The organism is Novosphingobium sp., assembly GCF_036820275.1.
GTDB lineage: Bacteria > Pseudomonadota > Alphaproteobacteria > Sphingomonadales > Sphingomonadaceae > Novosphingobium.
Genome location: NZ_DAISLT010000001.1, coordinates 82,174 through 103,648, shown reverse-complemented (window position 1 = coordinate 103,648; position 21,475 = coordinate 82,174). Strand labels below are relative to the sequence as shown.

The 21,475-nt window shown below is 65.1% G+C and carries 14 protein-coding genes; 5 read left to right on the top strand and 9 right to left on the bottom strand.

Features of this window, described 5'->3' with window-relative positions; genetic code table 11:
* Nucleotides 1–9: 9 nt before the first annotated feature.
* The 7 genes from cobA to V7066_RS00350 all read right to left on the bottom strand — a co-directional run bounded on the left by cobA (nucleotide 10) and on the right by V7066_RS00350 (nucleotide 8,435).
* Complete coding sequence (gene cobA / locus V7066_RS00380) at nucleotides 10–810, bottom strand: uroporphyrinogen-III C-methyltransferase (protein ID WP_334181267.1); 801 nt, start codon at nucleotides 808–810, stop codon at nucleotides 10–12.
* A complete protein-coding gene (gene nirD / locus V7066_RS00375) occupies nucleotides 807–1,142 on the bottom strand; it encodes a nitrite reductase small subunit NirD (RefSeq protein WP_334181266.1) in 336 nt (111 codons plus the stop codon). Before nirD ends, cobA begins: the two co-directional genes overlap by 4 nt.
* Nucleotides 1,143–1,147: 5 nt before the next feature.
* Nucleotides 1,148–3,652 (bottom strand): nitrite reductase large subunit NirB, encoded by a 2,505-nt coding sequence (gene nirB / locus V7066_RS00370; RefSeq protein ID WP_334181265.1) that lies wholly within the window; start codon nucleotides 3,650–3,652, stop codon nucleotides 1,148–1,150.
* A 220-nt stretch (nucleotides 3,653–3,872) separates the two neighbouring features.
* Complete coding sequence (locus V7066_RS00365) at nucleotides 3,873–5,078, bottom strand: hypothetical protein (protein ID WP_334181264.1); 1,206 nt, start codon at nucleotides 5,076–5,078, stop codon at nucleotides 3,873–3,875.
* 76 nt (nucleotides 5,079–5,154) lie between these two features.
* Entirely contained in the window at nucleotides 5,155–6,432 is a 1,278-nt protein-coding gene (locus V7066_RS00360; RefSeq protein WP_334181263.1) for a nitrate/nitrite transporter, read from the bottom strand.
* A 210-nt stretch (nucleotides 6,433–6,642) separates the two neighbouring features.
* Nucleotides 6,643–7,857, bottom strand: a complete 1,215-nt coding sequence (locus V7066_RS00355) for a CmpA/NrtA family ABC transporter substrate-binding protein (RefSeq protein WP_334181262.1) — start codon at nucleotides 7,855–7,857, stop codon at nucleotides 6,643–6,645.
* Entirely contained in the window at nucleotides 7,854–8,435 is a 582-nt protein-coding gene (locus V7066_RS00350; protein WP_334181261.1) for an ANTAR domain-containing response regulator, read from the bottom strand. Before V7066_RS00350 ends, V7066_RS00355 begins: the two co-directional genes overlap by 4 nt.
* 180 nt (nucleotides 8,436–8,615) lie before the next feature.
* Here V7066_RS00350 and V7066_RS00345 point away from each other — a divergent pair, with 180 nt between their 5' ends.
* From V7066_RS00345 to V7066_RS00335, 3 genes are read left to right on the top strand one after another with little or no spacing between them, the layout of a single operon-like run.
* Entirely contained in the window at nucleotides 8,616–12,044 is a 3,429-nt protein-coding gene (locus V7066_RS00345) for a glycosyl hydrolase 2 galactose-binding domain-containing protein (protein ID WP_334181260.1), read from the top strand.
* A gap of 2 nt (nucleotides 12,045–12,046) precedes the next feature.
* Nucleotides 12,047–12,823, top strand: a complete 777-nt coding sequence (locus V7066_RS00340; protein ID WP_442947284.1) for a GDSL-type esterase/lipase family protein — start codon at nucleotides 12,047–12,049, stop codon at nucleotides 12,821–12,823.
* Complete coding sequence (locus tag V7066_RS00335) at nucleotides 12,820–14,280, top strand: carboxylesterase/lipase family protein (protein WP_334181258.1); 1,461 nt, start codon at nucleotides 12,820–12,822, stop codon at nucleotides 14,278–14,280. The genes V7066_RS00340 and V7066_RS00335 overlap by 4 nt, the downstream gene beginning before the upstream one ends.
* Here V7066_RS00335 and V7066_RS00330 read toward each other — a convergent pair whose 3' ends face one another.
* Both V7066_RS00330 and V7066_RS00325 read right to left on the bottom strand, forming a co-directional pair.
* Complete coding sequence (locus tag V7066_RS00330; protein ID WP_334181257.1) at nucleotides 14,281–15,201, bottom strand: ROK family protein; 921 nt, start codon at nucleotides 15,199–15,201, stop codon at nucleotides 14,281–14,283.
* 139 nt (nucleotides 15,202–15,340) lie between these two features.
* Nucleotides 15,341–16,585 carry an ROK family transcriptional regulator gene (locus tag V7066_RS00325; RefSeq protein ID WP_334181256.1) on the bottom strand — a complete coding sequence of 415 codons (1,245 nt, stop codon included), beginning with the start codon at nucleotides 16,583–16,585 and terminating at the stop codon, nucleotides 15,341–15,343.
* 212 nt (nucleotides 16,586–16,797) lie between these two features.
* Between V7066_RS00325 and V7066_RS00320 the strand changes: the two genes are divergently transcribed.
* The gene (locus tag V7066_RS00320) at nucleotides 16,798–19,833 is read left to right on the top strand and encodes a TonB-dependent receptor (RefSeq protein ID WP_334181255.1); all 3,036 of its coding nucleotides are present in this window, start codon (nucleotides 16,798–16,800) and stop codon (nucleotides 19,831–19,833) included.
* Between the two features lie 91 nt (nucleotides 19,834–19,924).
* Nucleotides 19,925–21,472, top strand: coding sequence for a tryptophan halogenase family protein (locus V7066_RS00315; RefSeq protein ID WP_334181254.1), 1,548 nt, complete (start codon nucleotides 19,925–19,927; stop codon nucleotides 21,470–21,472).
* Nucleotides 21,473–21,475 lie beyond the last annotated feature (3 nt).

The window sequence follows — 21,475 nt, the reverse complement described above, 5'->3', positions numbered from 1 at the left end:
TCGGCGCCGTCACGCGATCGCGCCGACCATTTCTTCCGTTACCGATGTGAGGTCGTACCGCGCCTCCACCGCTTCTCCGATCAGCAGCAGAGTGGGATCGTCGTCGCTGATCGTGGCGACGAGGAAGGCCAGGGCCGACAGCTTCCCCCGGATCAACCGCTCGCTGGGCAGTGAGACGTTGACGGCGATCATCACCGGCGTGTCGGGATCGCGCCCGGCGGCGATCAGCGAGCGGCTGATCTCACCCGCTGCCGCCCGGCCCATGTAGACGCCAAGGGTTCCGCCGGGTCGGGCCAGCACGTCCCAGTCGAGTTTCAGCGGCTCTCCCGCCTTGAGATGCGCGGTCACGAAGGTGACGCCCCTCGCCACGCCGCGCAAGGTAAGCGAGGCCAGCCCGCTCGCAGCCGCCGCGCTGGCGGTGGTGATGCCGGGACAGATCCGCAGTGCAATGCCTGCCGCCGCGAGATGGTCCATCTCTTCCGCCGACCGCCCGAAGATCGAAGGGTCTCCGCCTTTCAAGCGCACCACCCGCTTGCCCGCCTTGGCCGCCTCCAACAGCAGATCGTTGATCGAGCCTTGCGCCTTGCTGTGACGACCCGAACGCTTACCGACGCTCACCTGCTCGGTTCCCGGCGGGATCAGGTCGAGTACGCCGGAGCCGACGAGCGCATCGTAGAACACCACGTCCGCCGCCGCGATCAGGCGCTCGGCCTTGCGGGTGAGCAAGTCCGGATCGCCCGGCCCCGCCCCGACCAGCCAGACCTCGCCTGCCTGGATGGGGTTGGGCCCAACACGGTCGAGGGGCGTCAAGCGGCCACCTGCAAGCTCTGCGGGTGGGCGATCAGGATGCGTTCGCCGTCCTGCTTTACCGCGATGGTCGGGGTACAGCCCTTGTCCTCGCCCTGCGCCTCGCCGCTTGCGAGCGCGATGTTCCAGTTGTGCAGCGGGCAGGTAACCGAATGCCCATGGACGATGCCCTGGCTGAGCGGCCCCTTCTTGTGCGGGCATTCGTTGACGAGCGCGAAAACGCGGTCGTCGCCGGTGCGGAAGACCGCAATTTCCTTCTCGCCTTCCAACTGCACGGTGCGGGCACCGCGCAGGGGAATGTCGGAGAGAGTGCCGATATCGATCCAGTCGTTCATGTCATTCACTCCGCTGCAATCGCCAGAGGTTCGAGGTGCTGGTGCAGTTCGGCCTTGTGGCCCGCTGCGCGCTCGGCCCAGGGGTCTTCCTGGCTGAAGCTCTGCGAATAGAGGAAGCGGGCGCGCAGGGCCTCGCGGCCGGTGTCGTCCTCGACAATCCGCTGCTTCACATATTCCACGCCGACACGCTCGATCCACGGCGCGGTGCGCTCCAGATAGCGGGCTTCCTCACGGTAGAGCTGGGTGAAGGCGGCGCAGTAATCGAGCGCTTCCTGCTCGGTGGCGACCTTGCAAAGGAAGTCGGTGGCGCGGACGTGGATGCCGCCGTTGCCGCCGACATGGAGTTCGTAGCCGGAGTCCACGCAGACGATCCCGAAGTCCTTGATCGTGGCTTCGGCGCAATTGCGCGGGCAGCCGGAGACGGCGATCTTGAACTTGTGCGGCATCCATGAACCCCAGGTCATCCGCTCGGCCTTCACGCCGAGGCCGGTGGAATCCTGGGTGCCGAAGCGGCACCATTCGGACCCCACGCAAGTCTTCACCGTGCGCAGCGACTTGCCGTAGGCGTGGCCCGAAACCATTCCGGCCGCATTAAGATCGGCCCAGACGGCGGGCAGGTCTTCCTTCTTGATCCCGAAGATGTCCAGCCGCTGCCCGCCCGTCACCTTGACCATCGGCGCGTCGTATTTCTCCACGACATCGGCAATGGCGCGCAGTTCGCGGGGATTGGTGAGCCCACCCCACATGCGCGGGACGACCGAATATGTGCCGTCCTTCTGGATATTGGCGTGCATGCGCTCATTGACGAAGCGGCTCTGCTGGTCGTCCTCGTATTCGCCCGGCAGTGCGCAAAGCAGATAGTAGTTGAGCGCGGGACGGCACGAAGAACAGCCGTCTGGCGTGGACCAGTGCAGCTTCTGCATGACTTCTGGGATCGACTTCATCCCCTGCGCCACGATCTCGCGCCGCACGTCGTCGTGGGTGAAGCTGGTGCACTTGCACATCGTCTTCGGGCCGGACTTGACCTCCTCGCCCAAGGTCAGCGCCAGCAGGCTCTCGACGAGGCCGGTGCAGGAACCGCAGCTTGCCGAAGCCTTGCAGGTCGCGCGCACGGCATCGAGGCTACACGCGCCGCCCGTGATCGAAGCGACCACCTGTCCCTTGGACACGCCGTTGCAACCGCAGACTTCGGCATCGTCGGGCAGGGCCGCCACGGCCGCCAGCGGATCGTTGGTGCCGCCCGAGGCAAAAGCCTGCCCGAGGATCAGGTAGTCGCGGATTTCCGAGACATCCTCGCCCTTTTTCAGCAGATCGAAGTACCAGTTGCCGTCCGCCGTATCGCCGTAAAGCACCGCGCCGACGACCTTGTCGTCCTTGACCACGACGCGCTTGTAGACCCCGCGCGAGGCATCGCGCAGGACGATATCCTCGCAGCCCTCCCCGCCCGAGAAGTCGCCCGCCGAAAACACGTCGAGGCCTGCAACCTTGAGCTTGGTGGAGGTCACCGAACCGCGATAGCCGCTGTGCCGGTCGGTCAGGCCGTCGGCGAGACTGCGGCACATGTCCCAGAGCGGCGCGACGAGGCCGTAGACGTTTCCGTCATGCTCGACGCATTCGCCGACCGCGAGGACGGCAGGATCGCTCGTCACCATGTGGTCGTCCACCTTGATCCCGCGGCCCACCTCCAGCCCGGCGTCGCGCGCCAGTGCCGTGGAAGGCCGGATGCCGACCGCCATGACGACGAGGCTGGCTGCAATCTCGCGCCCGTCCTTCAGGCGCACGCCCTCGACTTTGCCCGCGCCAAAGATTTCGGCGGTGTCGGCTCCGGTCAGGATCGTCTGGCCGCGCGCTTCGAGGGCGGTCTTGAGCAGCCAGCCCGCCGCCTCGTCGAGTTGGCGCTCCATCAGCGTCGGCATCAGGTGGATCACCGTGACTTTCATGCCGCGCAGGCTGAGGCCATGCGCCGCTTCGAGACCGAGCAGCCCCCCGCCGATCACCACCGCATCGCCGCCCTTCCCGGCCGCATCGAGCATGAGGTCCACGTCCTTCATGTCGCGGAACGAGATGACGCCGGGCAGGTCCTTTCCGGGGACCGGAATGATGAAGGGGTCGGAGCCGGTCGCGATCAGCAGGCGGTCGTAGCGGACCTTGCGGCCCGACTGCGTCGTTACGGTTCGGCCCGCCCGGTCGATGGAAATCACCGGATCTGAAGTGACCAGTTCGATCCCGTTTTCATCATACCATTCGCGCGTATTGATGACGATCTGGTCGAAGGTCTTCTCTCCCGCCAGCACCGGGGAAAGCATGATCCGATTGTAGTTCACATGCGGCTCGGCGCCGAAGATGGTGACGCGGTAGCGCCCGGCATCACGCGCCAGCAGTTCCTCCACCGCGCGGCATCCCGCCATGCCGTTGCCGACGACCACCAGATGTTCGCGCAAGTCCTGCGAAGGCACGATCAGCGTATCCTCGTAATCCGCAGAGGGTTCGATCCCGTCCTGAAACTCCATCCCCGTGACTCCAGAAAAACGAAGGGAGAAAAAGAAAAAGGCCGCCATCCGGACCCTCGGTTCGAAACCGAAAGTCTGGATGGCGGCCTTGCCATCATTCGCGCTTCTGCGGCCCGTCAGTGGACCGCATCGGCTATGGTTTGGAAGGACAACGTCGTCCTTTGCACTGCACCATAAGCGGAATCGCCCGAGGGCTCAAGCGATTCCGTGATGGTCCTGCTCAATAGGTCCAGTCGAACTGAATCCAGTACTTATCCGTATCCGTCGCGAAGTTACGCGCATCGTAATGGGCATAACGGAGCGAGACGAGCGTCTTGCGCAGCTTCGCGGATGCGAGAAGATCGACCTCGTTGCCGTAATGCTGGTCGAGCCTGTCGCTGTCGAGACGGTGCCATACCGCCTGGAGCGAAACGCCCGAAAGCGGCCCCACCTGCTTCAGCCCGTAACCGCCGCCGAAATAGAGATCGCGGATTCCGTTCGCAGGGGTCGTCAGGAACTTGTCGGTCCAGCCCTGGAATTTGAAATTACTGCCCAGCGGCGTCTGGAAACTGGTGAAGGGTGTGCCGTCACTCGCGCCCAGTACCTCGTACCCGGCGTTGAGCTTCCAGCCCCTGACATCCAGAGTGGCGTCACCCAGCCAGTAGTCGGCATGATAGTCGTTCGGGTTGCGATGATGATCCCACTGCCGTGCGTAGCTCGCCAGATAGTCGAGCTTGACCGACGGAGAGAAGGCATGGCTGCCGCTCAGCCGCGCGCCGTAAGTGCGGCTCGACAACCGGTAGCCCTGCACCGCGGCTTCGTCCTGATCGACCAGATAGGCGAACCCGGTCAGCGTCCCGATCGGCGTGGCATAGGACAAGTTGGCGAAGACATTGTCCCCGCCCACGGCCTGCTGGCGGGCGCCGCGACCGTCGATACCCCAGATGGTGCGGACGCTCCAGGCATAGGAGACATCGAGCTTCAGCCCCCGGATCGGCGAAAGCTGCGCGCGCACGGCGTCATAAGTCTGCGCATTGTCACGGATCGGCGCATTGCCGACGAAGCGCTCGTCGTCGAGCGTGATCTTCTGGCGCCCCGCCGTCAGCAATGCGCCCTTGGTCCGGTACTGAAGCTGTGCCACGTAGAGACCGATGTTCTGCGGATCCGAAATCTGCGGGCGATCGGCAGGGCCGTGCAGGCCGTCGTCGTAATGATCGACCAGTGCGAGCGTGCCCTGTCCCTGAACCGTGGCGCTCCAGTGGCCGGAAGCAATCTCGACGCCCGTCCGGACGCGCGCAGTGACGGCATCGGCTTCGCGCGGCAGGCCGTCCTGATCGACATGTTCGTTACGCAGGCGCACTTCCGCCAACGGCCGTATCTCGAAATCCTGGGCGCAAGCCGGTCCCGCGACGGCCAACGCAGCCGCCGTGCCAAGCAAGTATCGCATGTTTGGTGAAATCTCCTGGGAAAGGCACATAAAGAGCGGCGGCCGATCCGAGAGGACCGACCGCCGCACTCTCCCATTATATGCGGGCTGCGGTCTTCCAGGTCGCGCGCCACCGAGTCTTGACCATCGCCAGCGAGGCGAGCGCCATCACCGCCAGGCCCGCGAAGATCAGGAAACCGGGGGCGAAGCTGCCGGTGAACTGCTTGGCAAGGCCGAGCGAACTCGCGAGATAGAACCCGCCGATGCCGCCTGCCATGCCGACCAGCCCGGTCATCACGCCGATCTCCGCCTGGAAGCGCTGGGGCACGAGCTGGAACACCGCGCCGTTGCCGGTGCCGAGAGCCAGCATCGCCAGTACGAACAGACCGAGCGCCGCCGGCAGACTGGCGGCATTTGCGACACCGGCCAGCGCCACCGCCGCGACAAGATAGACCACCATCAGGGCTTTCACTCCGCCGATCCGGTCGGCCAGCGCGCCGCCCATCGGCCGCACCAGCGACCCGGCAAAAACGCAGCCCGCCGTGCAATAACCCGCTACGATCGGGGTCAGGCCGAACTGGTCGGTGAAATAGATCGGCAGCGACGCGGCAAGGCCTACGAAACCGCCGAAGGTCACGGCATAGAAGGCCATCAGCCACCAGGCGTCGGCCTGCTTGAGCGGCTCGAAATAGTCGACCAGCTTGCGCGCTGCAGGCTGGTTCGGAGCGTCCTTCGCCATCAGCATATAGACCACGAAAACCAGCGAGAGCGGAATGCAGGCCAGCCCGAGCACGGTGTTCCAGCCGAACATCTTGGCCAGCAGCGGCGCGAAGAGCGAGGCCAGTACAGTGCCGGAATTGCCCATCCCGGCGAGCCCCATGGCCTTGCCCTGATGTTCGGGCGGATACCAGCGACTGGCGAGCGGCAGGGCGATGGCGAAGCTCGCACCCGCAAAGCCGAGCACCACGCCGAGCGCCAGAGTGCCCGCAAAGCTGTTCACGCCCATGAACCAGGCAAGGAACAATCCGGCGATGACGATGATCTGGCTGATCGCGCCCGAGCGCTTGGGTCCGATGCGGTCCACCAACAGGCCGTTGACGACCCGCAGCAAGGCGCCCGCAAGCGTGGGCGTCGCCACCATCAGGCCCTTTTCGGCCGAAGTCAGCCCCAGCGTTTTCGAGATCTCCGGTGCCAGCGGGCCGAGCAGGACCCAGACCATGAAGGCAAGGTCGAAATAGAGAAAGGCGGCGATCAGGGTCGGCGCATGACCGGCCTTCCAGAAGCTGGTCGTCGGGCCGGTCGTCAAGTCGGTCGTTTCTGCCGAAGCACCGGCCATTTCGGCCTCTTCATCGCGTTCCCAGTAAGCGGTTGCCATCGTAGGTCCCTCATGTAACGGACACGAAAAAAGCCGCAGGCCGGACGTCACCCCATGGTGAGCCCGGTCAGCGGCTTTGCTGCGAATTTCGGTGAGGATGGCGCCCCGCCCTTGGAGCAGCACATCCGGATATGGTCACGCGGCGTCGCGTGTGGCCTGCATCATCATGCGATTCGCGTTTTGTTGCAAGGCACAAAATTCGCGCCGACTTCAGCGCACTTGCACAAACCCCGTCAGATAATCATCGATCCGCTCGGGATCGAAGATCCGGCCGTCGAAGAACCGGTCCGGGCCAAGCGTCAGGTCGCCCTTGCGAGATCCCACCGCAAGCGGCGAGGCAACCGCGCCTTCGAGTTTCATGCTGGCCCCTGGCATCGGCATGTCGCTGCCGGCCAGAGCGCGGCGGAATACGTCGGGCCTGAAGACCCTGCCCGCCTTGGCCGCATTTTCCGGCGAGTGCTCGGCCATACCCCAGCGCGCGAGCTGCGAGTAGATCCACAGTGCCTGACTGCGCCAGGGGAACGGCGTCGCCTCGCGCGAGAACAACATGAAATCGGGATTGGAAATCGGCGCTTCGCCAGCACGGGCCACGATCTGCCCGGTCAGTCCGCGTCGGATAAGATCGGCGGGTTGGTCGAGATAGCGCGGATCGGCGAGCAAGTGCGCCAGAGCCTCATGGTTCTCCGGAGCGTCGCACCAGTTCGCGGCCCGCGCCAGAGCTCGGAGCAGCCGGTCGACCGTCTCGGCGTTCTCCTCCAGCCAGTTCTCGCGGAAGGCCAGCACTTTCTCCACGCCGCGCTGCCAGATGCGCTCGCCCACGGCCACGGTTTCGGCCAGACCTGCCTCCACCGCAGCACTGCCCCAGGGCTCTCCGGCGATGAAACCGTCGATCTCGCCCGCATGGAGCGCCTCCACCGTCAGCGACGGCGGCAACACGCGCAGCACCACGTCGCGGTCGGGATCGACACCTGCGCTCGCCAGCCAGTAGCGCACCATCAGCGCATGGCTGGAGAACCGATGGACCACGCCGATCACCGGCTTGCGCCGCCACAGACCGATGGCAGCGGCAAAATCGTGCGCGGTGCCCAGCGGATCAGCGATGCGGCTTGCCGGATCGGGATCGAGAGCCGCGGCAAACTCCTTCGCCATGACCAGCATATTGCCGTTGACGCCGAGCTTGTAGGGCGCCGCCAGAGCGGCAGGCTGCTGGCTGAGACCCAGCGTCACCGCGACGGCGAGCGGCGCCAGCATATGCGCGGCCTGCACCTGCCCATAAACGAGCCGGTCGCGCAAGGTTGCCCAACTGGTCGTGCGCAGCAGATCGAGCGCCAGCCCCTCCTCTTCGGCAAATCCGCGCTCGCGGGCGGCAGCAAGGACCGCCACGTCGTTGAGCGGCAGGAAGGCGATGCGCAAGTTCGTCGTCATAATCCCCCTCCCAGAAGGTCGCTGGCGGTGATCAGCGCCTGCGCCACGTCCACGATCTTCTTGCCCTGGTTCATCGCACTCGAACGGAGCAGGGCATAGGCCTCCTGCTCCGAAAGGCTGCGCTGCGCCATCAGGATCGACTTGGCCCGGTCGATCACCTTGCGATCGGACAAGGCATTGCGGGCCTCGTCCAGTTCCGCCTGTATCCGCGCGAAGGCATTGAAACGCCGCACCGCCAGTTCGAGTACCGGCTTCACCCGCTCCTTGCGCAGCCCGTCGACGACATAGGCCGAAACCCCCGCATCGATGGCCGCGCCGATCATCGCCTCGTCGGACTGATCCACGAACATCGCGATGGGACGCGCCAACGCGCGGCTGACGGTAAGCATTTCCTCCAGGGTGTCGCGGCTGGGGCTGCCGAGGTCCATCAGCACGACATCGGGCGCCATGCGCTCAAGCCGCGCAACGAAGGCGCCGCGCGGCGGGACGATGTGAATGTCGTCATAGCCCGCCTCGCGCAGGCCCTCTTCGAGAACCGTCGCGCGTAGTCCGCTGTCGTCGATAATGACGATTCTCATGGATGATCCGATTCCACTGAATCCGTGCCCGTATTTTCGCCGCACATCGCCGACCTGCCCGCCCGCGTCAACGACGCCTTGGAAGAAAGCTGCGCGGCAATATCTAAAAACATTTGTCTTTTTACCGGAAGCCGTGTTTCTTCGCAGCATAAGGGCCCGAGAGGCAACGGAGGGACGGGGATGAAGAAACGGATGAGGATTTCTGCGCGCACGGCACTCGGCACCGCTTTGGGCACGGTTCTGACCGCTACCTCGCTCGGCTCGACTGCGGGCATGGCGCAAGTATCCGGACCTTTCGATCTCCAGGTCATTCCTGCCGCGCCGACCTGGACGAGCGATCTTGCCCTGCCTGCCGGGGACTGGACGCTGTCGTTCTGGGCATCGCTCGCACCAGAAAGCGAGGGGCCGATCGTGACCCTGGCAAACGGCACCGATGCGCCGGTGTTCTCGCTGGTCGTTGCAAAAGGCAAGCCCGGCATCGCTGCGGGCGAGCGGCAAGCCGTCGGCTCCGCTCTGTCGAAGCCGACGGGCTGGCACCATTACGCTGTCGTCGCCGAAGCGGGCGGCCAGCGGCTCTATGTCGACGGCCGTCCGGCCGCCAGCCTTGCACAGCCGCTCGCCGGATCGCCGAGCAAGCTGCTGGTCGCACCGTCCAACCGCCCTTCCGGTGAAGTTTCGGCGCGCCTGATCGGCCTGCGGATCGACGGCGGCGCGAAATCCCCGGCGGAACTGCGCAAGATCGCCGCCAATACCCCCGATCCTTCGCTCACCCAGTTCACCGAGACCAGTGCCCGCTGGCCGCTTCAGGTTCGGCAGATGCAGGGCCAATCGACGCCGCAGCCGCCCGCCACCCTGCCCCGCAGCGCCACCGCGCCGGACAAGCCGGTGGCCAAACCGGTCCCGCAAGTCGCGCCGCTCGCCGCCCAAAGCGATGCACGCTGGACCTTGCAGAAATGGACGCTGGCCGAAGAGCCTGATGTTTCAGGCGGGGGCAACGCCATCTCCCGCGCCGGTTTCACGGGTGGCAAGTGGTACGCGGCGACCGTCCCCGGCACCGTGCTCACCACGCTTGTCGATCGCGGCATCTACCCCGACCCGGCCCATGGGCTGAACAATCTCGTCATCCCCGAGAAGCTCGCGCACCAGGATTACTGGTATCGCACCGAGTTCGACCTGCCCGCAGGAACATCCGGCAAGCGACTGGAACTGCTCCTGAACGGGGTGAACTACAGTTCTCAGATCTGGGTCAACGGCACGCAAGTGGGCACGACCAAGGGCGCCTTCGTGCGCGGTCGTTTCGACGTTTCATCTCATCTGAAACCGGGCCGCAATGCGGTCGCCATCCGCGTTTCGCCGCCGCCGCATCCCGGCCTCGCCCATGAGGAATCGCTGACCGCCGGGGTCGGCGAGAACGGCGGTGCGATGATGCTCGACGGCCCCACCTTCGGCGCCTCCGAAGGCTGGGACTGGATCCCCACGATCCGCGACCGTCAGACCGGTCTCTGGCAGGACGTGCAGCTCGTCGCCTCGGGCGACGTGCAGATCGGGGACCCGCAAGTCGTCACCACCCTACCCAATCCCGACAATTCCGTGGCCAATGTCGAGATCACGGTTCCGGTCAGCAACCTCTCAGACCAGCCCCGCACCGTGACCGTCCGCGCCGCCTTCGATGACGTGACGGTCGAGCGTTCGATCACCGTTCCCGCAGGCCGATCGGCCGCCGTGCGCTTCTCGCCCGAGACCGATGCCGCGCTGGCCGTGCGCAATCCGAAACTCTGGTGGCCCAACGGCTACGGCGATCCGGCACTACACAAGCTTCATCTGACCGCCTCGGTTGACGGTGCAAAGTCGGACGCGAAGGACCTGCGCTTCGGCATGCGGCAAGTAACTTACGAGATGTCGCTGGTGGATGAGGACGGCAGCCTCGACCGCGTCACCATCGACTTCGAGAAAGCCCGCGCGCTGGGCCAGCAGATCGTGGATGAGCGGCATCAGGCGATCCGTCAGGTGCGCGGCGGCTGGGCCTATTCCTTCGCGCCGGGTGCCGCGAAATCGTCCGCCGTCACCCCGATCGCGGGGGACGAAGGCCTGTCGCCCTTCCTCGTCCTGCGCGTCAACGGCGTGCGGATCGCCGCGCGCGGCGGCTCGATCGGCATGGACGACTTCATGAAGCGCGTCGATCGCGCGCGGCTGGAGCCGTTCTTCAAGCTGCACAAGGACGCCCACGTCAACGTCATCCGCAACTGGGTTGGCCAGAGCACACAGACCAGCTTCTTCGACCTCGCCGACGAATACGGCCTGATGGTCATGAGCGATTTCTGGGAATCCACGCAGGACTACAATATCGAGGCAGAGGACGCGCAACTGTTCCTCGGCAATGCCAAGGATGTGGTGCAGCGTTTCCGCAACCATCCCTCGATCGTGCTGTGGTTCGGTCGCAACGAAGGCGTGCCGCAGCCGATCCTCAACGAGGGGCTGGACCAAATGCTGCGCCAGGAGGACGGCACCCGGCTCTACATGGCCTCGTCCAATCGCATCAACCTGCACGATTCCGGCCCCTACAACTGGCGCGCTCCGGAGAAATACTTCACCGAATACTCGAAGGGCTTCGCCGTCGAAGTCGGCACCCCCTCGTTTCCGACGCTGGAATCCTGGGAACGCGCGATCCCGGCAAGCGAGCGCTGGCCGGTCAGCGACACCTGGGCCTATCACGACTGGCACCAGACCGGAAACGGCGCGGTCAAGAGCTTCACCGATGCCATGGACCGCGAGTTCGGCAAGCCGACCAGCCTGCCCGACTTCGAACGCAAGGCGCAAATGCTCGAATACGAAAGCTATCGCGCGATCTTCGAGGGTATGAACGCGGGGCTCTGGACCGAGAATTCCGGCCGCATGCTATGGATGACCCAGCCCGCATGGCCAAGTTCCGCGTGGCAGATCCTGTCGTCGGATTACGATACCCACGGCGCCTTCTACGGCATGAAGAAGGCCTCCGAGCCGGTTCATGTCCAGATGAACCTGCCGGATCACAAGGTCATCCTCGTCAACAACCGCATGACCGCGCTCTCGGGTGTGACCGTGCGCGCGACGGTGCAGGCACTCGACGGCCGCCAGCTTACGGCGCAGGAGAAGAAGCTGGATATCACCGGCGGCAAGGTCGGCGAGGCCTTCACGCTCGATCTCGCGCCGCTGATGGCTACCGGACCGGTGCTTGTCCGGCTTGAAGCGCTCGACACATCGGGAACCCGGCTTTCGGATAACTTCTACTGGCAAGCCGGTAGCGACGAGGCGCTTCAGGCCCTCAGCGCCATGGAGCAAGTGCCGCTCGACGCGCAGGCACGGGCATCGCAGGACGGCGAGGAGACACGGATCGAGGTCACTCTGACCAACCCCGGCAAGACCGCCGCGATCCAGACCAAGCTCACCCTGTTCGACGCCGGGGGGAAGCAGGTGCTGCCCGCCTATTTCTCGGACAACTACGTCTCGCTTCTCCCCGGCGAGACGCGTAGCGTGACGATCACCGCGCCGAAGGATGCGGCCGGAAGTTCACCTTCCGTCAAGCTGCGCGGCTGGAACGTCGTGCCCCGGACCATCGCCACAGGAAAATGACCTTGCGCCTGAAACTTTCGACCGCTCTCGTTCTTCCCGCCCTCGCTCTTTCCATCCCGGCTTTCGCCCAGACACCGCCCGCCGTGCCTTCGCCGAACGCGCCCAATGCGGCGGAGCAGCGCCTGCGGACGGACTGGGCCTGGACCGCGCGCTACCGCGATGCGAACCTGGCCGATGCCGCCGGGACGGCTCGCCCGCGCATCGTGCTCATGGGCGATTCCATCACCCAGGGCTGGTACGACCTCGATCGCCCCTTCTTCACGCCCGGCCGGATCGGACGCGGGATCGGCGGTCAGACGACCTCTCAGATGCTGCTGCGCTTCCGTCAGGACGTGGTCGACCTCAAGCCGCAGGTCGTGCAGATCATGGCCGGCACCAATGACATCGCCGGAAACACCGGACCGATGACCGACGAGCAGATCCAGGGCAATTTCCGCTCGATGGTCGAGATGGCGCAGGCGCACGGCATCCGCGTGGTGATCGCCTCGATCCCGCCCGCCGACCTGTTCCCCTGGCGCCCGGGCCTCGATACCGGCACACGCATCCAGCGCATCAATGCCTGGCTCAAGAGCTATGCCGCAAAGACCGGCTCGGTCTATGCGGACTACTGGACGGCCATGAAAGGCACCGGCCTTGGCGCGCGTGACGGGCTGACGTCCGATCACGTCCATCCGACCCCGGCGGGATACGAAGTGATGAACAAGGTGGCCGAAGCCGCCTTCAAGCAGGCGCTCGCCCTGCCCGCGCCGAGGCCGCTCGCGACCGCCCGCGTGCCATGATCGCAGCACTGGCGGCGCTCCTCCTGACGGCATCGGGCGGGAGCGTCGCCGCTCCGGTGATCGAAACCGAAAGCGGCACCGTCCGGGGGGAAACACGAGGCGACGGGCCCAGTCTGTTTCGCGGAATTCCCTTCGCCGCACCGCCCATAGGCGATCTGCGCTGGCGGCCTCCGCAGACGGTAACGCCTTGGCATGGGGTGCGCGAGGCCACACGTTCCGGCCCCGCCTGCATGCAGATCGACTATGGCTGGAACCATGATGCGGCGGCAAACCAGTCCGAAGACTGCCTCTATCTGGAAGTCGCCACACCTTCGCTGAAGCCGGAAAAGCCGCTGCCGGTCATGGTCTGGATACACGGCGGCGGCAATCGCGGAGGCAGCGGCGCGGGCACGATAACGTCCCCGATCGTCAAGCGTGGGATAGTGCTGGTCAGCCTGCAATATCGGCTTTCCGCACTTGGCTTTCTCTCGCATCCGGCGCTCGGTGCGCATTCCGGCAACTATGGCCTGATGGACCAGCAGGCCGCGCTGCGTTGGGTCCGCGCCAATATCGCGCGTTTCGGCGGCGATCCGACCAGAGTCACGATCTTCGGAGAGTCCGCCGGGGCGCAGGACGTCGGCCTGCAAATGCTCTCGCCCGGCGCCACGGGACTATTCGCCCGGGCCATTGCCGAAAGCGGAACCCCCAGCTTCGGCCTTCCCCCGCGAATGCTCGCGGAGAACGAGGCGCTGGGCGAGACGATCGCGGTGGCCGCCGGGGCACCGCCCCAGGCTTCGGCCCGGCAACTGCGGGCCATTTCGGCGCAGGCACTCATTGCGGCAAGCGAAGCTGCGGACGTTCCCGCGCTGGACGACGACAGCTTCATCTGGCTTCAGGCCGTGGTCGACGGCGAAGTGCTGACGGAAACGCCGGAAGCCTCGCTCGCGCGCGGCATGGGCAGCGACATTCCGCTGATACTCGGCAACAATCTGTACGAACTCGGTCTTCACGGTTCTCCGGAGCGGGCGATCGCGCAGGGGTTCGGTGCGAATGCGCCGGAAGCGCTGAAAGCCTACGGCCTTGCCCCCGGCGGTACGCCGCCCGCCGATCTCGACCTGCGCCTTGCAAACGACCTGACTTTCCGCTGTCCAGCCCTCCACGTCGCAGCGGCGCGGACACGCAGCGGCGGCCAGACATGGCACTATCAATTCAGCATCGAGGGATCAGACGGCGTGCCGGTCACGCACGGCTCCGAAATCCGCTACGTCCTCGGCGAGGAGGGCAGCGAAACGGGGCCACTTGCCCCGCTCGCCGCTTATTGGGCGGCGTTCGCAAGTACCGGAAAACCGGAAGACGCCGGTCTCGCTCCGTGGCCGCGCTTCGGGCAGGAAGGCATCACGCTGGAGTTCTCTGAGAGCGGAATTCGGCAGGTGAAAGACCTGTCCCGCAAGACCTGCGCCCTGCGCTCCGCTCCCTGATCAGAGCGCGGGAACGACCTCTTCCAGATCCCAGAGCAGGGCCGCCCCGCGAACGCCCGAACTGTCGCCCCAGCGGGCGCGCACGACTTCGCCGGTCCAGGCGCCGGAGAAAGTTCGCGCCCGTATCGCCTCGGCCAGTCCTTCGTAGATCGCCTCCACGTTCGACATGCCGCCGCCTAGCACGATCGCATCGGGATCGAGAAGGTTGGCGACCACGGCCAGTCCGCGAGCCAGTCGGTCGCGGTAACGCTCCAGCGCCGCGAGCCCATGCGGGTCGCCCTCTGCCGCCGCTGCGACGATTGCCGGGGCACCAAGGTCGCGGCCGGTTGCCGCTGCGAAGGAACGGCGGAAGCCGGTGCCAGAAACCCAGGATTCGAAACATCCGCTGAGACCGCACCAGCAGGCCGGAGCGGGCAATTCATCCGGCTGGGGATCGGGAAGCGGCATGTGACCGAGTTCCCCTGCCAAACCGTGCGCTCCGCCGACGACATGCTGGTCCAGCACGATGCCGCCGCCGCAGCCCGTGCCGATGATGAGCCCGAACACGGCGGCCTTGCCCGCTGCCGCACCGTCGATCGCTTCCGACAGCGCAAAGCAGTTGGCATCGTTGGCCAGCCGGATCGGCCGACCGAGTGCGGTTTCAAGGTCGCGCTGGAAGGGGCGACCGTTGAGATAGGCCGAATTGGCGTTGCGCATAAGGCCCGAACCGCGCGCCGCAGAGCCGGGCGTGCCGATCCCGATCGTCCCACGCAGGCCGAGTTCGCCTTCCACCCCGGCAACGAGTTCGCAAAGCGTCGTCAAAGCCGCGTCATAAGTGCCCGGCGTCGGCGTCCGGCGGCGATGCAGCACAGTTCCGTCGGCGGCCAGCGCCGCCGCTTCGATCTTTGTGCCGCCGAAATCGATTCCAATCCGCATGGTCATGCGGCCACTCGCCGCATCGGCGCGATACCCGCCATTGCCCTCTCCGGTAAGACTGCGCCTTCACCGGGCACGAATTGCCCCGACGCCTCAAGATGTCGGCGCATTCTGGCAGGTCTTGCGAATAAGACAATTTCTTTTTTTAATTTGCCTCCGATCGGCCGGCCTGCATGAGGATCGCATCTGAGGGCAGGAGCTGGTCGAGGAACGGCAGGATCGCTGCGCCGATCGCCGGAGCTTCCGCCGCCATCTGGGCCGGATGGACCGGAACGCGATTGGGCATCGAGACTTCCGCCAGCGCCGCATCCAGCCGGGCGCACAGACGCTCGATCAACGGCGCGGGCAATCGGCCGCCGATGACGATGGCATCGGGATCGAGCAGGCATGACGCCGCCACCAGCGGCACTGTCAACGCGCGGGTGGCATCGGCGATCCATTGATCTACCGTCGTCGCCATCACCGGATCGAGCGCGAGGAGGTCCTCCAGCACATCGAGTTTGCGCCCGACTTGCGCAAGCCTTTCCTCGATTGCCGAAAGCGAAACCGTGTCCTGCACAACGGCACCGGGATCGGCCGCGCCGACGTCCGGCATCAGGCCGATCTCGCCGCTGCGCATCCGGGCACCCCGGTAATAGCTCCCATCGATCACCGGCCCGCCGCCAAGGCCTGCGCTAATGAGCAGGTAGAAGAAGCTTGGCCTTTCATGGCCGCTCACCCCCTGCGCCTCGCCGAGTGCAGCAGCCGCCGCGTCATTGTCGACGTGGACGGGCCAGGGCAGGATTTCCTTGAGAAGGCTGGCGAAATCGACCTTGGACCAGCTTTCGTAGCCTTCCGGCTTGTTGGGAAGCACGATCCCGCCAAGGTCGTCCGGGCGGGCGAGGCCAATCCCCAATACCCGCGCGCGATCCACTCCACCTGCGGCCAGCAGCCCGTCCAGTTCCTCGCCGACGATGGCCACGACATCGGAAGGCAGCGCGAAGCGGACCTCGCGGGTGACACGGCTACGGACTTCCCCGGCCAGGTCCAGCGCGACCAGAGTGATGTGATCGCGGTCGACGTTGAGACCGATCGCGAAGGCGCCGTCCGGATTCACGGCCAAGCGCAGCGCCGGTTGCCCCCGCCCTCCGTGCTTGCGGCCGAGGTGCGCGATCAGCCCCATCTCGTCGAGCCGCGAGGTGATGTTCGCGATCGTCGGTGCGGTCAGGCCGGTCTGCCGGGCCAGCTCGATACGGGTCGTTTCACCGCTCAGGCGAATGGCCTGGAGCACGATGCGTTGGTTGTAGTCGCTAGCACGCGCCAGATTGGTGCCGGAAAGCGAAATGGCCAACCGCTTGGCGCGGACTTCTGCCGAATCAGGGGTAGCGACGCTGCGATCCTCTCTTTTCATGACCGGGACGATTACCTCCGCTTTGGCCGCCGAACTAACAAAAAAGAAAAAATTTAAGTTGACGGTCTTCTTCATTGGGCGGATGTGTAGCGCAACACGAGTCACAAAGAATACTCGGACCAGGAGAGGAAAAGCGGCAAGATGACCGCGGGTTTATCCCCTCTCCGACAAAGTGAGGCACGCGTTTCGCGTGAAGAGAGGAGTTGAGGGGAATGAAGCAGCATAGTTGCGTGCGTCGTGGTGTTCTCATGGTCGCCACTTCGGTTCTGGCACTGGGGTCGTCGCACGGCGCCTGGGCACAGGAAGCCGCGCCGTCAGCCGCCCCGAGCGCCGAGGACATTATCGTCACCGGCATTCGTGCCTCGCAGGAGCGCGCGGTCAACATCAAGCGCAACGCGACCTCGGTGGTCGACTCCATTTCGGCCGAGGATATCGGCAAGCTGCCCGACGTCACTATCTCGGACTCGCTCCAGCGCATTCCCGGCGTGCAGATCCTGCGCAGCGCCGGCGAAGGCTCGACGATCAACATTCGCGGCCTGCCGCAGGTGACCACCCTGCTCAACGGCGAAGCCTACCTCGGCGCGCAGTCGATCACGACGATCCAGCCGAACTTCAACGACATCCCCTCGCAGCTCTTCGCAGGCGCCGACGTCATCAAGTCCGCCACGGCGGATTCGCTCAACGCGGGCATCACCGGCACCGTCAACTTGCGCACGCGCCGTCCTTTCGACCTGAAGGACGGCGTGACCGTCGCCGTCGCGGCGGAGGGCGCGTACGGCGACAAGACCAAGCACAAGTTCGACCCGAACTTCAACGGCCTGCTCTCCTGGCATAACGACCGCTTCGGGGTGATGGTCTCGGCCGCCTATTCCGACGTGCGCCTGTCGAACTCGCATAACGGGATCCAGGAAGGCTACGGCGCGGCGTTGCACAATGAAGGCACGCTCGACGCCACCTCGACCGGCGGCTTCTCGCCAGCCAATCGCCCGCGCGGCACGGCGGTCGCGGGCGGTGTGGACGTCAACGGCAACGGCAATTCCAACGACGCCTTCATTGTGCCGCAGGGCTTCACCGGCTGGAACAAGGTCAACCAGCGCCAGCGCCTGGGCATCAACGGCTCGGCGCAGTGGATGATCAGCGACGCCCTGACACTGACCGGCGACGCCTTCTTCACCCGCCAGAACGAGCACGCCCGCACCGCCGGCTTCCAGATGCAGGACGTGAACTGGCAGGCCGCGGAATTCGTACCCGGCCAATCGCGCGATACCGGGGCCACTTACGTCGGCAACGACGGGCGCACCTACAACATCAACACCACGCAGATTTACAACTACGATCTCGGCAACTTCGATTCCTATTCGCAGACGGATCGCTACAAGTCGCAGTCCCAGAACTACAATCTCGAACTGAAGTTCGACAACGGCGGCCCGTTCAAGGGAACCCTGCGCGGGATCTACGGCAAGGCCCACCAGTACTACGACCAGAGCTACCTCCAGTTCAGCATGTCAGACGGCCAGCAGTGGCAGCCGGGCGGCATCGGCCACTATCCGGGCGGCGACCGCGTATTCAATCCGAACGGCTACACGGTCAACACGATCGCCGGTCTGAACTCGCTGCCCGCCGTGGTCGACTATACCGGCAACAAACCGGTCTTCACCCTGCCGTCGCAGCTGCTCGACAATCTTGGCGACATCAGTAACTACGCACTCAAGACGATGTCTTCGGAAGGCAATTACCGCCGCAAGGGCGACCTCAAGGTCGTGCGTGCAGATGGCTCCTACGAGTTCTCGCCCGAACTGACGGTGAGCTTCGGCGGCCGCTATTCCGAACGCTCGATCAACGACTACGAATTCGACCGTGCCGCCCCGCTCTACGCCGGGCAAGCCAGCGATCCGAACGGCTGCCTCGTCAAGTGGAAGGCCTTCGACGTGCCCATGAGCGACAGCTCGTGCAGCGCGGGGGATGCCTCGGGCTACTACACGGCAGGCCTCACCCGCCTCGCCAACGACCCGACCCTTGGCGGCCGCGTGAAGCTGTTCAACCCCGGCGTCGCGGGCGTGCCCAATATGTACGTGCTCGATCCCAAGGCGATGGACAACGCGCTCGCCTTCCAGAACGAGTTTTACCCCGGCAATGTCGAGGTCATGAACCCCGGCGCCTCGTTCAACGTCGGCGTCAAGCAAATCTCCGGCTATGTCCAGACCGACTTCCACGGCGATTTCTTCGGCGTGCCCTTCTCGGGCAATGCGGGCGTCAAGGTCATCAATACCAAACTGGACATCACCCAGTACGTGACCGGCAGCCCGCAGCCCTATGGTCTTGCCAATGAACTGGCCGGCTCGGTCAACACCAAGCGCGACTTCACCGATATCCTGCCCGCGTTCAACGTCGCCTTCGACCTCGCGCAGAACCTGAAGTTCCGCTTCGCCTTCGCCAAGACGATGACGCTGCTCGACCTCAACCAGTGGGGCGGTGGTCTGAACCCCACTTACGCGATCGACACCAGCGTTCCCGGAACCCCGGTCTTCCGCGTCACCGGGGGCAGCCAGAACGGTAACCCGGACCTCGATCCCTGGCGCGCCACCAATGTGGAAGGCTCGCTGGAATACTACCTTGGACGCGGCAGCCTGCTGAGCCTCGGCGCGTTCTACATCACAGTGGACAGCTTCATCCAGAGCGGCAACGTAGTCCGCTCCGACCTGCCCGACAACGACGGCGTGGTGCGCAATCGCACCGTCTCCATCAGCACGCCGGTTCAGGGTTCGGGCGGCTCGCTGAAGGGCATCGAGGCCGGTGCGAAGCTCTCGTTCACCGATCTTGGCTTCATGCCGGGCTTCCTGTCGAACTTCGGGATCGACACGAACTTCACCTTCTCGCCCTCCAGCACCGGCGACAAGGACCTGGCGGGGGGCAAGATACCCTTCCAGGACAACTCGAAGATCCAGACCAACGCCGCCGTATTCTACCAGGACTCGCGCTTCCAGGCCCGCGTGGCATGGAACTTCCGCTCGAAGCGCGCGGTGCAGTCGAACTTCGGCGGCATCAAGGGGCTGGAACTCTATCAGGCGCCGACCAACTACGTCGATGCCTCGGTCAGCTACGACGTGACGCCGAACGTCACGATCTACGGACAAGGCTCCAATCTGACGGGCGAGTACGAGAAGTACTATCTCACCTGGAAGGACCAGAAGGCCTACAACAATATCTTCGAACGCCGCTTCACCATGGGCGCGCGCGTCAAGTTCTGATCTCCCCCCTTTCTCCCCCGCCCACCTCCTCCGGGCGGGGGGGATCCTTTTTCCCTTCTCATGGGGTAGACCGATCTCCGGGGGCTAGAACATGGTAGAGAATTCGATCCGTTCCATCCTGATCGTCGGCGGCGGCACTGCCGGATGGATGGCAGCCAATCTTCTGGCGACGCGCCTGTGCCGCCTTCCCATCGCAATCACCCTGGTCGAAAGCCCCGACATCCGCACCGTCGGCGTGGGCGAGGCAACCGTTCCCGCGATCCGCGACTACTTCAAGGCGATCGGCGTGACCGAGGCCGAAGTCATGCAGGCCTCGCAAGGCACCGTGAAGCTGGGCATCGAGTTTCGCGACTGGCGAGTGCCGGGCACCAGCTTTTTCCATCCCTTCGGCCGCTACGGCGTCGATGCCTTCTCGGTGCCGTTCCACCAGTATTGGCTGAAGCGCCGCATGGCGGGAGATCAGACGCCGCTGTCCGACTATTGCCTGCCCACGCAGGCGGCGATGCGGAACCTGATGCTGCTGCCGTCCGAACAACCGGTCAACGATCTTGGCGTGTTCGACTGGGCGATCCATTTCGACGCGGGCCTGTTTGCCCGCTTTCTCGCGCAGCGCGCACACGACCTGCTGGGCGTTCGCCACCTCGAAGGCACGATTTCCGGCGCCACTCGCGACGCCGAGAACGGGCGTATCGCCTCGGTCACGCTGACCGATGGACGCAAGCTGGAGGCCGACCTGTTCGTCGATTGCTCCGGCTTCCGCAGCCTGCTGCTGGGCCAGACGCTGGAGGTCCCTTACGAGGACTGGACGCACCTGCTGCCCTGCGACCGCGCGGTGGCGATGCCCTGCACGCATGGCGACGATCTCACGCCCTATACCCGCAGCACCGCGCGAACGGCGGGCTGGCAATGGCGCATTCCGCTTCAGCACCGCGTCGGCAACGGTTACGTCTATTCTAGCCGCCACATCTCCGACGACGAGGCAACCGCCACGCTGATCGCCAGCCTTGAAGGCGAAGCGCTGGCCGAGCCCAACATGCTGCGCTTCCGCACCGGCCATCGAACGAAAGTTTGGGAGAAGAACTGCGTCGCGCTCGGCCTCGCGGCAGGTTTCCTCGAACCGCTGGAATCAACCTCGATCGTGCTGATCCAGAGCGGCATCGAACGCCTGCTCGCGCATTTCCCGGACCGCGATTTCGATCCCTCGCTGGCAGACGAGTTCAACCGCATCACTGCGCTCGAGTATGCGCGCATCCGTGACTTTCTGTTGCTGCACTATTGGGGCGGCCAACGCGAGGAGACGATGTGGCAGGAATGCCGCGCGCTCGACCTGCCCGAGACGCTGGCGCAGCGCATCCGGGCCTATAAGGGCGCGGGCAAGCTGCCGCGCTTCGAGTGGGATTCGTTCCAGTCGCCGAGCTGGCTGTCGATGTTCGCCGGGTTCGAGATCTGGCCCTCTCGCTACGACCCGCTGGCCGACCAGTTCACGTCTGAGGAACTGGGCGGTACGTTCGAGCAGATGCGCGCTGCGGTGGCCCGCGCCGTTTCGCTCGCGGGCACTCACGAACACTTCATCGCCGAGACTTGTGCAGCGCCTGCTACGCAGAATGCTGCCCCTCAATTCACGCTAAACTCCGCTTAGGAA